Raw genomic sequence first — 13707 nt, forward strand, 5'->3', positions numbered from 1 at the left:
CCGCGCACGTGGCGGGTTCGAGATCGCTGGCCTCCTTGTCGTCGTGTTGGCCGAGCGAAGACCTGATGACGGTCCGGCGACGATCACGACCACCTGCGGGCGCGCCGCGCTCGCCACAACAAGGCCTCGTGCAGCGCAAGTGACGCCGAAATCAGCCGCTCAATTGGGCGGCTCTCTCCAGGACCAGGGCGAGTGAACTGCGGGACCTGTCGCCGCATAGCAGGCCGGGTGTGCGCCTCGCGGAAAATGCGAAGCCCGAGCCTTGGCCGCGGACAAAACGAGTTCGCCACGGGCGTCTGGCACCGAACACGCCCACACCGATGAGGCTTGCCCAAGGGGCTGGGCGCCGAGACCAGCTGACCAACAGCCGGTCTCGGCGCCGAGGGTGATCTCGCACCAGAGCGCACGAGTAGCGCGGGCGCTCTGGTGAGAGATACCGATGCTAGTGCCGCGTCAAGCAACGTCGGGTAGGTAATCCGGCCGCCGGATCTTCGAGCCGACCGCGAAGTCGCGGATAGGTCCACGCCCGTCTTCGGGCGGATTGTCGTAGAGGTCGAGCACCCGGCTCATCTTGGCGACGAATTCCGGGTCGTTGCTGGACTTCCACGTTCTGGTGGACTGCCACGACACCCCGCCAGCCTTCAGGATCACGCGCAGCGTCTCCCGGCTGACGTCGCGATCCCGTTGAGCCGCAACACTTCCACCAGCTTCGACAGGCTCCACACACTGAACGGCCAGCCCAGATCACGGGGGCAGTACCGGGCGATCTGAGTGATCCGATCACGTGTCGCTCGATCGGTCTTCGCCGGCCTGCCCCCGCTCCATTTTGGGTCGAGTGCCTCGAATCCATGGGCGTTGAAGTCGTGGATCACTTGCCGCACATAGGATTCCGACACCTGCATCAGCTTCGCGATCAGCCCGACCGGCTGATGCTGGGCCGAGGCCATCACCACCACGGCCCGCCGCATCCGGACCGGCACTGTGCTGCGCCGGGCGATCTGGGCGAGTTTGCGGCCTTCCTCCGGGGTTACCGCTCTGACGAACACATCCGGCTTGCGAGCCACCGGCACCACCTCCGTCAGGCAGCATCACCGGTCACCGGCCACGGATCAACCCGCCACCTCGAGCCGTTACCGCATCAACCTTTCCGGACGCGGCACTAGCTGATCGTCGTGGGCGCGGCGCACATACGGTGGCAAAGCCTTCGAGGCGCCATCGCCGATGGTGACAGTGTTCGGTTCGTGCACCTCCAACGCGGACGCATCGTGTACCTCTGTCGCAGAGCTGGGGATCCTCGTCGGCGCGCTTGGGCGCGGCCTTCCAGGCAGTCAACTCGTCGTCTGTTACGCCCCAGGCGCGCAGGGCTAGTGACAAGTTGGCCCACCGCGGAAAGGACTTGCCGTGGATCCAGTCGTTGATTGTGTTGGACAAGAAGATGAATCCCGGACAGCGGCTCCGCTTCGTGTAACTGAGCCCACCGTCGGCACAGAGCTCGACCATCGCGTGCTACACATCCTCGCACCCGTGGATGTCGTGCGGGTTGGCTTCAACGTTCCCTTGATCTACCTGGCCAGCCTTCGGTGACGTTCGGCAGACCAGAGCAGAACGCCGCACAGATCCCCGGTGCCGTGGCCGACCTGCTGCTCGCCAGCCTTCCAGTCGTACGCGCCGCCCGCGAACTGATCGCAGCGATCGAGAAGCCTCCCGAGCTCGCAACTTCCCTGGAGAAGGACCCTGAGCTGATATGGCGATGAACGAGTCCTCGGCCCACCATCAGGTTCCCTGCGAGTCCCAGAAACCACTTGCGCGGGCTCAAAGCCGTCGAGATCCGGCTCCTTGATAGCAGGCCCTTGATTCTCATGACGTGCCTGGGCTCCGTGTGCCTGGCAAGGCACCTACGTGCCTGCGTACCACCGGGATCGGAGGTTGCGGTCACCAGGCACAGCACGCCGTGGCTGCCCAACGAGGAGCTACCGGCCCTCGATGACGACATCTGGGAACTCTACGATGGGCATGTCGACTTCTCCCAGGGCTGATCGAGGCCGTGAAATATAACGTCCTCCCCATCGACGACCGCCGGTTCGAACGGCTCAATCCGACTATCGCCGGACGCCCGGAGCTGATCAAGGGCACCACACAGGTGCTGTCCCCCGGGATGAAGCGACTCACCGAGCACAGCGTCATCAACGTGAAGAACAGGTCCTTCAGTGTGACAGCCTCGGTCGAAGTTCCCGAGCGGGGTGTCACCAACGGTGTGATCATCGCCCAAGGTGGCCGATTCGGCGGCTGGGCACTCTACTTCAAAGGCGGACACGCATCCTTTGTCTACAACCTCCTCGGCATGACCGAGTTCACCACTGTCGCAACCGAAGCCATTCCGGTCGGCAGCCATCAAGTTCGCACGGAGTTCGCCTACGACGGGGGTGGGCTGGCCAAAGGCGGTGACGTGACGCTGTTCTATGACGGCATGCCGGTCGGGAACGGCCGGGTCGAGCAGACCCAGCCGATGATCTTCTCCGCCGACGAAACCACCGACATCGGCGAGGACTACGGCATGCCGGTCAGTAGCGCCTACGCTGGTGCCAGCAAGTTCACCGGCAAAATCGACGTAGTCCAGATCGATGTCGGCGACGACGACAACTCCCACCTCATCGACCCCGCCGACGTCTCCAGGGTTGCGATATCGCGCCAGTAACCTGTTGATCCCGCCCTCGAGCAATAGAGTAGCTTCCATGGTGCACAGTTGTTGCTCCCCTAACCGCGAACCCGCCGAGCACCACCCAGTGGTAGCCCTACCCGGCCCTGGACACGTTGCGGCTGATTCGCTGATCACCGTGCCGGGTTTGACCTTTCGGATGGGCGACGACTCGCCATGGGCCTACCCGGCCGATGGCGAGGGACCAGCCCACGAGGTAACTCTGCCCTCGTTTCGCCTCGATCGCTTCGCCGTGTCCAACAAGCGGTTCGCGGAGTTCGTCGACGCCACAGGATGGCGCACGGAAGCCGAGAAGTTCGAATGGTCCTTCGTATTCGGTGGGCTCCTGCCCGACGACTTCCCACCCACTCGGGGCGTGGAGGGCACACCGTGGTGGCGACAGGTCTACGGTGCCGACTGGAACCACCCAGAGGGTCCGCACTCTGACATCGCCGATCGGATGGACCATCCGGTGGTGCATGTTTCCTGGAACGATGCGCAGGCGTTCTGTTCTTGGTCGGGTACTCGGCTACCGAGCGAAGCCGAATGGGAGGCCGCCGCGCGTGGCGGTCTGGTGGGCAAGCCCTTTCCGTGGGGAGACGAGCTGGAACCTGGTGGGACACACCGAATGAACGTCTTCCAGGGCGAGTTCCCCGGGATCAATAGCGGGGAAGACGGCTACGTGGGCACGGCGCCTGTCACAGCCTTCGGTCCGAACGGCTACGGGCTGTACAACATGACCGGCAACGTTTGGGAATGGTGCGCAGACGTCCGTGACGTCGGGTACTACGCGAAATCCCCGACGAAATCGCCTACCGGGCCGATAGTCGGTCCCGAGCGGGTGCAGCGTGGAGGGTCGTACCTTTGCCACGCATCATACTGCCGGAGATACCGGGTATCTGCACGATTTGGCAGCACCCCTGAAAGCTCGTCGGGCAACGTCGGATTCCGGGTCGCAGCAATCAGTTGACGAGGTCGACGACTGCTATTGACTCACCGAACACCTGCCGGTACTCGTCATCGACAACTCACCGAGGCCAAAGAGACGAGCTCTCAAGTCCCGCCGTTGACGACCTCATCCGGCCGCAGTCGAACTGTCGTCGACGCGGTGACCACCGCAGTAAACTGGTTGGACCCCACTGCAAACCGACCTGTACATCAAGCGGCAGCTCGATCAATGGCGTGTCCGCTCGATGGACTAGTGGTTCCAACAAGTGAAGTAAGTGAAGTTCCAGTAAGTGCAGTACCGCAGGAAGAACCCGACCGCTGACCTGCTCGGTACGTTGCTGGACTGGCTGATCGGCAACGACGACCTGATCAAACGCCGCTCCATCGCGATCAACCGCGCCGCCTGGCAACGGATGCTCACCCCCCCCCCGAGACATGACACTTCATCGGCGAAGGCGCGAACCTCGAGATGAGCCTGACCACCGAACTCGGCGCGGCCGTCACCCGCCATTTCGAACGCCACCACAGGAATGTTGGTGCCGTCCGTGATCATGGTGAAAGTACTCGAGCTCCCCGACCCGGGTACGCACGCGAACGGCGGTCTCACGTCGGCCGAACGGATGTGTTCATGCTGTCACCAAAGGTATTCAGGCCGCGCACCCGGCCGCAGGAATCGTCATCCTGGCTTGCCGGGTGAGGGTTGGTCCTTGGGGCGGGGGTGACGGCCGAACCAGGTTGCGTAGCGGTCGGCTAACGGCCCGGCCGTGAGTCCGTGGGCCAGGACCGAGAGCCCGATGGTGATCACGGCAGCGGTCAACAACAGCTCTTCGTGGGGCAGGTCGCCGGGTTCTTCGAGGATGAGGATGACGAATACGATGGTGGCCAGTCCGCGAGGGCCGAACCAGCCGACGAAGGCGACGGTCGGCGCGCGCGGGTGTGTTCCGATCAGCGACAGCGCGACCGGGAGCATCCGGACGACGGTCAGGCTCACCACCGCGTAGCCGAACACCGCCCAGGACAGGTAGCCGAGGGCGGGACCGAGGAGCACGGCGCCGAAGACGATGAACGTCACGGCGCTGAACACGTCGCCGGCCTCGTCGAGCATGTCGCTCTCGACCTCGCCCTCGTGCCCGGCACCGTCGCCCTCGTGGTGCTCGGTGGCGAGGTGGCGGAGCGTGCCGAAGGTCAGTCCGCCGACGAACGCGGCGATGAACCCCGACCCGCCCAGGGGCAGAGCGGCGGTATAGGCGAGCAACACCGCAGTGATCGCCGGCAACGCCCACGTCACGTCACCACCGCCGCATCGCCGAGCTGGCGGGCCCGCGTGAGGACAGGTCGGACGAGGATCTCGAGCAACAACAGCGTGAGCAGGGCGATCAGCACGGTCCAGCCGACGACGGCCCCGGTGGGGTAGTTCCAGAACACGATGACCAGCACTGCGATGCCGATGATGGCCGCCCGCAGTGGGACCCGCGCCCGCGCGAGCCTCATCTCCACGGCGGTGGGTGTCCGAGTGCTCGGCCGTCGCAGCACCTCCAGTGCGCGGCCGAATCCGCGGCGCACCGCCAGCGCGGAGGCCGATCCGCCGACCAGGTAGGCACCGACCGCGACGACCAGGCCGACGACGAAGACCGCCCGCAACGTGGTCCGCAGCGGCACCACGATGGTGTCGAACACCGCGGCCGCGGCCTCCGGGGAGCGGATCTCGGGCGGCAGGTTATCGAGATACAGCGACCGGCAGATAAGGATCGCCACCGCGAGCAGCGCCATCGTGACGACGAAGGTGACGCCCACAGCGGCCAGCGCCCGCAGCCGCGAGCTCCGCGGCGCTGCCCAGATCGCCCCGGCGGCGACGAGCAGCGTCAGCCACGGGAGCACGTCGGCGGCCTTGTCGAGCGCACGGACCGCGCGCTGCGCCTTGGCCAGTTCCGGTGATTGGACCAGAACGAATTGCTTGTCGATCTGCGGGATCTTGTCGGCGAACGCGAAACCGCGCCCGGACAGCCGTGTTTTGACCTTGTCGATGACGGTGCTGAGCGAGATGCTCACGGTCCCACTGTCGTCGACCTGCACCGCGGTGTCGCCGGTGTCGCCGGTGACCACCGCGACGAGGGTGGTGTGGGCGGCGCGGTTGGCCTGGATCCACAGGTCCTCGAACTCGTCCGACTCGACCAGCGATTCGACGGTGTCGTGCACGAAGGTCTTCGCCTGCCCGGCGATGACCGGCGCCAGACCGACCACCGCCTGGTCCAGGCGGGGCGCGTTCGTGGCGAGATTCGAGGCATCGATGAGTGCGGTCAGCGCCTGTTCGGTGAGGCCCTCGACGTCGACCTGCGCGAAGATCTCGTCGGTGACCCGATTGGTGATCGCCGCCTTGACGATGGGATCCTCCCCGAGCGGTGCCACGGTGCTCACGTAGCGGTCGGTGTTCAATATCTCGCTGCGCGCAAATCGGGCCACCACCGACGTCACCAGCAACACTCCGACGAGCGCCAGGAGGGCCACCACCGCGGTCCAGCGTAGGCCGCCGTGGCCTCGCGGCGGGGGCGGCGGTTCGCCGCGCAACTGCGCAACCTCGGCGCGCAGCCACTCGAGCTCGCGCCGCTCGCCCGTGCTCAGGGCATCGCCCGTGGGATTGTCGTCATCGGAGCCCGCCATCACAAACCTGCCTTTGCGTGTCAGCCCGGAGCGCTCCGTGTGCGCCTCACGCCACTGTCCTGTCCACAGACTGCTCCGGCGGCCTCACCCGCGCCTCACCCGCTGCGGGTGAGGTCGCCGCCCCATGATCAGGACCGGGCTGGTCAGCGTCGCACACACCGCCGCCTGCACCGACACAGCGCATCGGGGCGCCGAGCGCACCGACGAACTCGAACGGTCGCTCCTAGACGCCCTTGGCGACGACCCGGACGAATCCTCGAGCAGTGTCCATATCGGTCCATTCCTGTGAGTTCGTGTTCGGACGGGCCGTCTTCGATCATGGTCGCTACGATCCGCAGGTCGTCTCGGCTGACACCGATCCGGTGGTGACTGCCGGCGCTCTCGGTCAACAACAGCACCCAGACATCAACTACACGGCTTGTGGCCCAGGTAGGCGGCGACGGGAATCATCCGTGCCGGGTGAGGTGGGCGCGCCGTGTATCGATGCAGGATGGGTGGTCAGGGCCAAAAAGAAACCGTGGGAGTTGATCATCAGTGGCAATTACCGAGTATGAGCCGGGTGCTGCGTTCCCGGGTGTCATCGGGCGGACCGCCGACGAGTCCACCCCGGCGTGGCCGGCGCCGGTGCGGGCGCGTGAGGGTGCCCCGAACGTGGTGTTCATCGTGTTGGATGACACCGGGTTCGGCAACCTGGGCTGTTACGGTAGCCCGATCCGAACACCCAATTTCGATGCGCTCGCGGGGGACGGCCTGCGGTACAACAACATGCACACGACGGCGTTGTGTTCGCCGTCCCGGGCGTGCATCATGACCGGCCGCAACCATCACAGCAATGGTATGGCTGCCATCACGGAACTGGCGAGCGGCTACCCCGGGTACAACGGCGTCATCCCGTTCGAGAACGGTTTCCTGTCCGAGATGCTGCTCGAGCACGGCTACAACACGTACATGGTTGGGAAGTACCACCTGACGCCGAGCAACCAGGAGACCGCCGCAGGTCCCTATGACCGGTGGCCGCTGGGGCGTGGTTTCCAGCGCTTTTACGGCTTCTTGGGTGGTGACACCAGCCAGTGGCACCCTGATCTGGTGTATGACAACCATCAGGTGGAGCCGCCGCGCGCCCCCGAAGCGGGCTACCACCTGAGCGAGGACCTGGTCGACAAGGCGATCGAGTTCATCGCCGACGCCAAGCAGATCGACCCGGCCAAGCCGTTCTTCCTGAATCTGTGCTTCGGTGCCACGCACGCCCCACATCATGTGCCCAAGGAGTGGGCGGACCGGTACGCGGGCGTGTTCGACGAGGGCTGGGACGCCTATCGGGAGAAGGTGTTCGCTCGGCAAAAGGAGCTCGGCATCGTCCCAGCGGACGCGGAGCTCTCGCGCCATGATCCCGATGTAGCCGACTGGGCGTCGCATCCGGCGGCGGAACGCCGACTGTTCAGCCGGATGATGGAGGTGTTCGCCGGTTTCCTCTCCCACACCGATCACCAGGTCGGGCGGCTGATCGAGTTCATGCGCCAACTCGGGGAGCTGGACAACACGCTGATCATGGTCATCTCCGACAACGGCGCCAGCGCCGAGGGCGGACCCACCGGCACCACCAACGAGGCGCAGTTCTTCAACAACGCCCAGGAGCCGATCGAGGAAAGTCTCGAGTTGATCGATGAGATCGGCGGCCCCAAGCGCTTCAACCACTACCCCTGGGGCTGGACCTGGGCTGGCAACACGCCGTTCCGGCGGTGGAAGCGCGAGACCTACCGTGGCGGCACCAGCGACCCCTTCATCGTGTCCTGGCCGCAGCGAATCACTGCCCGGGGGCAGATCCGCACCCAGTACGCCCACATCATCGACATGGTGCCCACAGTCTTGGACCTGCTGAACATCGATCCGCCCAAGACCATCCGCGGCGTCACACAAGCACCGCTGCACGGGGTCAGCTTCGCCCACACGCTCGACGACGACACCGCCGAGAGCAACCGCCGCACGCAGTACTTCGAAATGCTGGGCCACCGGGCCATCTACCACGACGGCTGGCGGGCCGTCTGCCCCTGGCCCGGCCCATCCTTCGCCGAGGCGGGCGTGGGCTTCGGACAGCCGATCTCGGCCGAGACCCTCGCCGAGTTGGACGCCAAAAGCTGGGAGCTCTACCACGTGGCCGCCGACTTCGCCGAGAATCACAACGTGGCCGCCGAGCACCGTGACCGGCTGATCGCGATGATCGCCACCTGGTATGTGGAGGCCGGCAAGTACGACGTGATGCCGGTAGACGGCAGCGGCCTGCCCCGCATGATCGCCGAAAAACCTCTCGTGGCACCGCTGCGCGAGAGCTACACCTACCGGCCCGGCACCCAATCGGTCCCATTCTTCGCGGCCCCCCGGGTGCTCAACCGCCCGCACAGCTTCACCGCGGACGTCGAGATCCCCGACGGCGGGGCCGAGGGGGTGCTGCTCTGCCAGGGCAGCGCCGCTGGCGGATACTCCCTTTTCGTCAAGGACGGCAAGCTCCGCTACGTCCACAACTATGTCGGGCGGACCAGCTACGCAGTGGAATCCGACCAGGTCCTCGCGCCCGGCAGACATGAACTCATTTTCGAATTCGAACCGACCGGAGAACCGGACATGCCACACGGCAAGGGCGCGTCTGGAAGGCTCCAGCTCTATGTCGACGGCACCCTCACCGGGAGCACCGAGGCCCCCGTCACCAACCCATTCATGCTCAACCCCGGCGCACTCACCTGCGGCGCCAACCCCGGATCCGCCGTCACCGACGACTACACCAGCCCCTTCAAATTCACCGGCACCATCCACACAGTGACCGTGAACGTCAGCGGATACCTCATCCACGACGCCGAAGCCGAACTGCGCATGCACATGGCCCGACAGTAAGTCGTAGCCTTTTGTCCGCGATCAAGGTCGTGATCTTCGCGCGTGGTCGCCGGGGCGTCCTCGTAGCGGCCGCACACGATTGAGCAGTTCGGGCAGCACGAGATGGTCATTGACGTTGGCCGCTGACTGTACGACCGCGAGCCGGAGGCCGGTGCCGCAGGTCAGGATGTGGTGTTTCGCTCCGGTTTTGCGGCGGTCGACCGGGCTTGGACCTGTGTCGGTGCCCCTTTTTCGGCCCGCACGTGTGAGCCGTCGGGGATGACGCGGTCGACATCGATCAGTCCCGCGCGGTGGCAGTGGGCGAGCATCGGTGGTGTGCATGGCCTCGAACACCCCGGCGGCCTGCCAGTCGCGTAGCCGACGCCAGCAGGTCATCCCGGACCCGAACCCCAGCTCCTGTGGCAGGTCCTCCCACCCGATGCCGGTGATCAGCACGAACAAGATCCCTTGCAGGACAAGCCGATCGTTCATCCGGGGTGGTCCCGGGGTTCCCGGGGCCTTGACCGGTAGTAGCGGTTCGATCACTGCCCACAGCTGGTCGTCCACGATCCACGGCGCTGCCACGACGAAACATCCTGCACTACAACAGGACTCGTTGCTACCCGACAGAACCTGTTAGGAGCTCTTAGCCCGCACCGATTTCAGTGCGCTTCGGCATTGACGGGATACGTCACGCCGGTCAGTCGCTCGGAGACCTCCCATAGTCTCTCTTGCCGGTGACGGTTGTACGAGCCTCCGCTCGATCGCATCCGGGACGGATAGCCTCGGATTCCGAAAAACCCTGACGGGCCATAGTATTCGCCGCCGACCGCGCTCGGATCAGTAGCCGCGCGAAGTGTCGGCAATGCTCCCATGGCGGGTGTCCGGCCGAGCAGCCGGGCGATCGCCAGATTCGGAAGCCGAAACGCCGCGGAAGAGTAGCGGAAGACATCGGTACTCGCGCCACCCGGATGAGCGGCCAATGCGACCGCCGCGGTGCCGCCGAGACGTCGATCGAGCTCGTAGGTAAACAGCAGGTTCGCCAATTTCGACTTCCCGTAGGCGTTTCCGGTCGGGGCGGCCGGATCATCAGGATCGATGCGGCCGAACCGATGGCCGATGCTGCTGACGGTGACCACTCGCGCGCCCTCGGTGGCGGTGAGGCGGTCCAAGAGCAGACCGGTCAGGGCGAAGTGCCCCAGGTGATTGATGCCGAATTGCACTTCGAATCCGTCCTCGGTAGTTCCGGACAGCCCGGTCACACCGGCGTTGTTGATCAGTAGGTATCGACCACAGAGCCGGGCAATCGGGATCGGAGGCGTTCGGCGGCGGCCTCGGCTCGGCCTCGATCGCGACAGGCCAGCACGACCTCGGCGCCGCGTGCTGCCAGCGCTGACGCGGTTTCGAAACCCAGTCCGGTGTTCGCTCCGGAACCAGTAGTTCATGTTGTGTGCAAGGTCCAGGAGGAGCAGATGGGCAGCAGGCCCCAGCGCGCGGATGCGCGACGCAATCGCCAGGCGATCATCGCCGCCGCGCGCGAACTGGTCATCAGTTGCGGGCCTGGCGTCGGAATGGATCAACTGGCCGCCGCGGCAGGCGTCGCGGTGGGCACGCTGTATCGGCATTTCCCGACGAAGAAGAACCTGATAGACGCGATCGTGGACGAACTGTCCTCGGCGATCGGCGAAACTCTGGACGCCGCCATCGCGCGGGCTGAGGCGAATCCGGACTCGGCCCGCCAGGAGTTGACCGCACTCATGCGCAATGTGGCGCTCGATATGGGTCAGGAGCGCCTTTTTCGGTTCGCCGTCGCCACTGTGGCCGAAGAGCCGTTCCTGGAGTTGCAGGCACGTGGCCGCGCCGCCGTTGACCGATTGGTCGCGCTCGCGCATCGCACCGAGTCGCTGTATACCGACGTCACCAGCGATGACGTGATCCTTCTGCTGGCCACCGCGCCCACCGAGGAGCAACAGCAACTTCGGTGGCTGACGTTGGCTCGCCGGGCGCTCACCCCGGACAGTGGGCCCGCGGACGGGTAGGTCTGCGAGAGCGCGTGACACTCGGCTGGTTCGGTGTGCGCTGACGACCGCCCCGCTCGACCCGTGCCCGACACCGGTCGAGCGCGGCGGCCCTACGACCAGGCCCGAATCCGCTCGACGCTGTTGTCGAGCTTGTCGAACCGGCGCGCGCCCTTGCCCAAGACGACGGGGTGGACGAACAGCTGTGGTTTATCGAGCAGACCGGCGCGCAGCAGGGACTGGACCAGGGTGAGGCTGCCGGTGATGGCGATGTCGCCGGTGATGATCTCGGTGTTGTTCCAGGCGGCTTCGGTCAGGGTGGCGGGAGGCCGCGACTGACAGTTGGCGACACCCATCGGATCACGATGGGCCGCACCAGCTTCCCTCAGCTCCGCCCCGGGGCAGGGCGGAGCAGCGCGACGAGGCGTCCAGCGGTCAGGCGAGCGCACTCATATCGACGTCGTACTCCTTGATCCAGGCATTGGCGCGCAGGATGCTCTCCGTCCGGAGCCGGGTCCACGAGCCGCCGCCCGCGGTGTCGGTGCCGTCGACGATCGCGGTGGCCGCGTCGATGTTCAGGAACTCCCGGATCGGCTCGTCGGCTCCGGTCAGCACCTCGTTCAACCCCTTGCGCAGCATGTCGTCGTAGCCGGTGTCCAGGGTCGCCGGGAAGACCGACTTCGGGCGGTTGCGCACCGAGTCCGGCAGCAGATCGCCGGCGGCGGCGCGCAGCAGCCACTTGCTTTCGCCCGCACGCTGTTTCATCGACCAGGGCACGTTGAAGACGTAGTCGATCAGGCGGTGGTCGCAGAACGGGACGCGGACCTCGAGCCCGACCGCCATACTCATGCGGTCCTTGCGGTCGAGCAGGGGCCGCATGAATCGGGTGAGGTCGAGATAGTTGGCCGCCCGCATCCGCGCGTCCAGGGGCGACTCGCCGTCCAGGCGAGGAGCTTCGGCGATGCCCTGCGCGTACATCCCGCCGATTCGCTCGAACAAACCGGTGCGCGCCAGCACGCCGCCGTCGAACAGGCTGAACGTCGACGGGGTGCCCTGCAGCAGCTGGAACGCCATCCACGGATAGATCGGCACGTCGAGGACTTTCTCGTCGTGCAGCCAGGGATAGCCGCCGAACACCTCGTCGGCGCCTTCGCCGGAGATCGCCACCGTGCAGCGCTCCCGCACCGCCTGGAACAGCAGATACAGCGAGACATCCATGTCGCCCAGGTGATTCGGCAGATCCCAGGCCGTCAGCACCCGGCGCCGGACCTCGGGGTCGCAGAGCGCGGCGGTCGGCACGTCGATGCCCTCGTGCTTGCAGCCGACGTAGTCGACCACCTCGCGGATGAAGGGCGCGTCCTCGGTCGCGCGCAGGATGTCGGCGGTGGTCTCGAAGAAGTCGGCGTGCCCGACGAAATCGATGGAGAACGACCGCACCACATCGGCCGCGGCGTTCGATCGGGTCGCCAGCGCGGTCAGCAGACTCGAGTCGATGCCGCCGGACAGCAGCGTGCCGATCGGCACGTCGGACACCAGCTGCCGCTCCACGATGTCGGCCAGCAACGCACGCACCGTCTCCACCGTGGTGTCGAGGTCGTCCTCGTGCGGGCGAGCCGTCAACCGGTAGTAGCGATCACGCTCGATCCCCGCCCGGCCGACCCGCAGGTATTCGCCGGGCTGCAATTCCAGCAGGCCGTCGAACGGCGTTTGTCCTGACATATTCGCCTGCAACACAAGGAAATTGGCGAACCCGTCGAGATCGACCTTTCGCTTCGCCGCCGGGTTCGCCAGGATCGCCTTCGGTTCGGAGCCGAACAGGATCCCGTCGGCGGTCGGGTAGTAGTAGACGGGTTTGACGCCCACCCTGTCCCGCACGAGGAACAGCTCCTGGCTGCGCTCGTCCCAGAGGGCGAACCCGAACATGCCGTTGAACCGCTCGAGGCACGCGATGCCCCATTCGAGGTAGGCGCGCAGCACGACCTCGGTGTCGCTCTTGGTCGTGAACCGGTGACCTGCGCCTTCCAATTCGCGCCGCAATTCCCGGAAATTGTAGATCTCGCCACTGTAAGTCAATGCGACATCATCGCGGACCATCGGCTGCGCGCCGCCCTCGATATCGATGACCGACAATCGACGATGTCCGAGTGCGGCGTGCCGGGAAATCCAGACGTCACCGGCATCCGGCCCGCGAAAGCGCATCGTATCCGTCATGCGCTGCACCACCGAGCGTTGCGTCTCGAGATCCGTCGAGAAATCGACCCATCCGACAATTCCACACATTGTTTTTCAACCTCCGAGAATAACCGAGCGGTGCTCGAGATAAGGGCGCGCGGCGGTACGTGGCAGGCCACGACCGGACATTTGACGTCCGGAGCGTGGAACGAAAACGGTTGGCAGCCATACTGATCGAACCCTCGCCGCCGGACCGATATCGTTAGCTGCGCCACCTACCGAGTTCGCCGTGACCCATGACGAAAACCGCATCCACCGCACGCGGAGCACGGTCATGCAGTGGCGAACCGG

At 65.6% G+C, this 13707-nt stretch carries 13 protein-coding genes and 2 pseudogenes; 6 read left to right on the plus strand and 9 right to left on the minus strand.

What is annotated here, in order from left to right; all coding sequences use genetic code 11:
* Nucleotides 1-453: 453 nt before the first annotated feature.
* The gene (locus NV348_RS05820) at nt 454-651 is read right to left on the minus strand and encodes a hypothetical protein (RefSeq protein ID WP_447146058.1); all 198 of its coding nucleotides are present in this window, start codon (nt 649-651) and stop codon (nt 454-456) included.
* Nucleotides 648-1064 carry a helix-turn-helix domain-containing protein gene (locus NV348_RS05825; RefSeq protein ID WP_447146059.1) on the minus strand — a complete coding sequence of 139 codons (417 nt, stop codon included), beginning with the start codon at nt 1062-1064 and terminating at the stop codon, nt 648-650. The genes NV348_RS05820 and NV348_RS05825 overlap by 4 nt, the downstream gene beginning before the upstream one ends.
* Nucleotides 1065-1580: 516 nt before the next feature.
* On the opposite strand from NV348_RS05825, the gene NV348_RS05830 reads away from it, so the two are divergent.
* The 3 genes from NV348_RS05830 (at nt 1581) to NV348_RS05840 (ending at nt 3665) form a co-directional block, all read left to right on the plus strand.
* Entirely contained in the window at nt 1581-1754 is a 174-nt protein-coding gene (locus NV348_RS05830) for a hypothetical protein (RefSeq protein WP_447146060.1), read from the plus strand.
* 401 nt (nt 1755-2155) lie between these two features.
* The gene (locus NV348_RS05835) at nt 2156-2695 is read left to right on the plus strand and encodes a hypothetical protein (protein ID WP_447146061.1); all 540 of its coding nucleotides are present in this window, start codon (nt 2156-2158) and stop codon (nt 2693-2695) included.
* Nucleotides 2696-2732: 37 nt separating this feature from the next.
* Nucleotides 2733-3665, plus strand: coding sequence for a formylglycine-generating enzyme family protein (locus NV348_RS05840; RefSeq protein WP_447146062.1), 933 nt, complete (start codon nt 2733-2735; stop codon nt 3663-3665).
* A 228-nt stretch (nt 3666-3893) separates the two neighbouring features.
* On the opposite strand, the gene NV348_RS05845 is transcribed toward NV348_RS05840, so the two are convergent.
* The 3 genes and pseudogenes from NV348_RS05845 to NV348_RS05855 all read right to left on the minus strand — a co-directional run bounded on the left by NV348_RS05845 (nt 3894) and on the right by NV348_RS05855 (nt 6301).
* Nucleotides 3894-4196: a hypothetical protein gene (locus tag NV348_RS05845; RefSeq protein ID WP_447146063.1), complete on the minus strand. Its 303-nt coding sequence runs from the start codon at nt 4194-4196 to the stop codon at nt 3894-3896.
* Nucleotides 4197-4319: 123 nt separating this feature from the next.
* Nucleotides 4320-4934, minus strand: a pseudogene (locus tag NV348_RS05850) (cation:proton antiporter domain-containing protein); the annotation flags it as partial.
* Nucleotides 4928-6301, minus strand: a complete 1374-nt coding sequence (locus NV348_RS05855) for a hypothetical protein (RefSeq protein ID WP_447146064.1) — start codon at nt 6299-6301, stop codon at nt 4928-4930. The gene NV348_RS05855 and the pseudogene NV348_RS05850, both read right to left, overlap by 7 nt.
* Nucleotides 6302-6425: 124 nt before the next feature.
* On the opposite strand from NV348_RS05855, the gene NV348_RS05860 reads away from it, so the two are divergent.
* Nucleotides 6426-6590 carry a hypothetical protein gene (locus NV348_RS05860; protein ID WP_447146065.1) on the plus strand — a complete coding sequence of 55 codons (165 nt, stop codon included), beginning with the start codon at nt 6426-6428 and terminating at the stop codon, nt 6588-6590.
* A 245-nt stretch (nt 6591-6835) separates the two neighbouring features.
* Complete coding sequence (locus tag NV348_RS05865; RefSeq protein WP_447146066.1) at nt 6836-9187, plus strand: sulfatase-like hydrolase/transferase; 2352 nt, start codon at nt 6836-6838, stop codon at nt 9185-9187.
* A gap of 21 nt (nt 9188-9208) precedes the next feature.
* On the opposite strand, the gene NV348_RS05870 is transcribed toward NV348_RS05865, so the two are convergent.
* Nucleotides 9209-9751, minus strand: coding sequence for an IS5 family transposase (locus tag NV348_RS05870; protein WP_447146067.1), 543 nt, complete (start codon nt 9749-9751; stop codon nt 9209-9211).
* Nucleotides 9752-9828: 77 nt separating this feature from the next.
* Nucleotides 9829-10598, minus strand: a pseudogene (locus tag NV348_RS05875) (SDR family NAD(P)-dependent oxidoreductase); the annotation flags it as partial.
* A 40-nt stretch (nt 10599-10638) separates the two neighbouring features.
* Between NV348_RS05875 and NV348_RS05880 the strand changes: the two are divergent.
* Nucleotides 10639-11205, plus strand: coding sequence for a TetR/AcrR family transcriptional regulator (locus tag NV348_RS05880; RefSeq protein WP_447146068.1), 567 nt, complete (start codon nt 10639-10641; stop codon nt 11203-11205).
* 92 nt (nt 11206-11297) lie between these two features.
* Here the strand turns inward: NV348_RS05880 and NV348_RS05885 are convergent, their stop codons facing one another.
* Both NV348_RS05885 and asnB read right to left on the minus strand, forming a co-directional pair.
* Nucleotides 11298-11540 (minus strand): dihydrofolate reductase family protein, encoded by a 243-nt coding sequence (locus NV348_RS05885; protein WP_447146069.1) that lies wholly within the window; start codon nt 11538-11540, stop codon nt 11298-11300.
* 79 nt (nt 11541-11619) lie between these two features.
* Nucleotides 11620-13464 carry an asparagine synthase (glutamine-hydrolyzing) gene (gene asnB / locus NV348_RS05890; RefSeq protein WP_447146070.1) on the minus strand — a complete coding sequence of 615 codons (1845 nt, stop codon included), beginning with the start codon at nt 13462-13464 and terminating at the stop codon, nt 11620-11622.
* Nucleotides 13465-13707 lie beyond the last annotated feature (243 nt).

The organism is Nocardia fodinahabitans (assembly GCF_052983615.1).

Bases quoted from the DNA above. Each gene is read 5' to 3' on its own strand.
- NV348_RS05835 (WP_447146061.1), top strand. From the start codon at position 2,156: ATGAAGCGACTCACCGAGCACAGCGTCATCAACGTGAAGAACAGGTCC.
- NV348_RS05840 (WP_447146062.1), top strand. From the start codon at position 2,733: ATGGTGCACAGTTGTTGCTCCCCTAACCGCGAACCCGCCGAGCACCAC.
- NV348_RS05845 (WP_447146063.1), bottom strand. From the start codon at position 4,196: ATGATCACGGACGGCACCAACATTCCTGTGGTGGCGTTCGAAATGGCG.
- NV348_RS05855 (WP_447146064.1), bottom strand. From the start codon at position 6,301: ATGGCGGGCTCCGATGACGACAATCCCACGGGCGATGCCCTGAGCACG.
- NV348_RS05860 (WP_447146065.1), top strand. From the start codon at position 6,426: ATGATCAGGACCGGGCTGGTCAGCGTCGCACACACCGCCGCCTGCACC.
- NV348_RS05880 (WP_447146068.1), top strand. From the start codon at position 10,639: ATGGGCAGCAGGCCCCAGCGCGCGGATGCGCGACGCAATCGCCAGGCG.
- NV348_RS05885 (WP_447146069.1), bottom strand. From the start codon at position 11,540: ATGGGTGTCGCCAACTGTCAGTCGCGGCCTCCCGCCACCCTGACCGAA.
- asnB (WP_447146070.1), bottom strand. From the start codon at position 13,464: ATGTGTGGAATTGTCGGATGGGTCGATTTCTCGACGGATCTCGAGACG.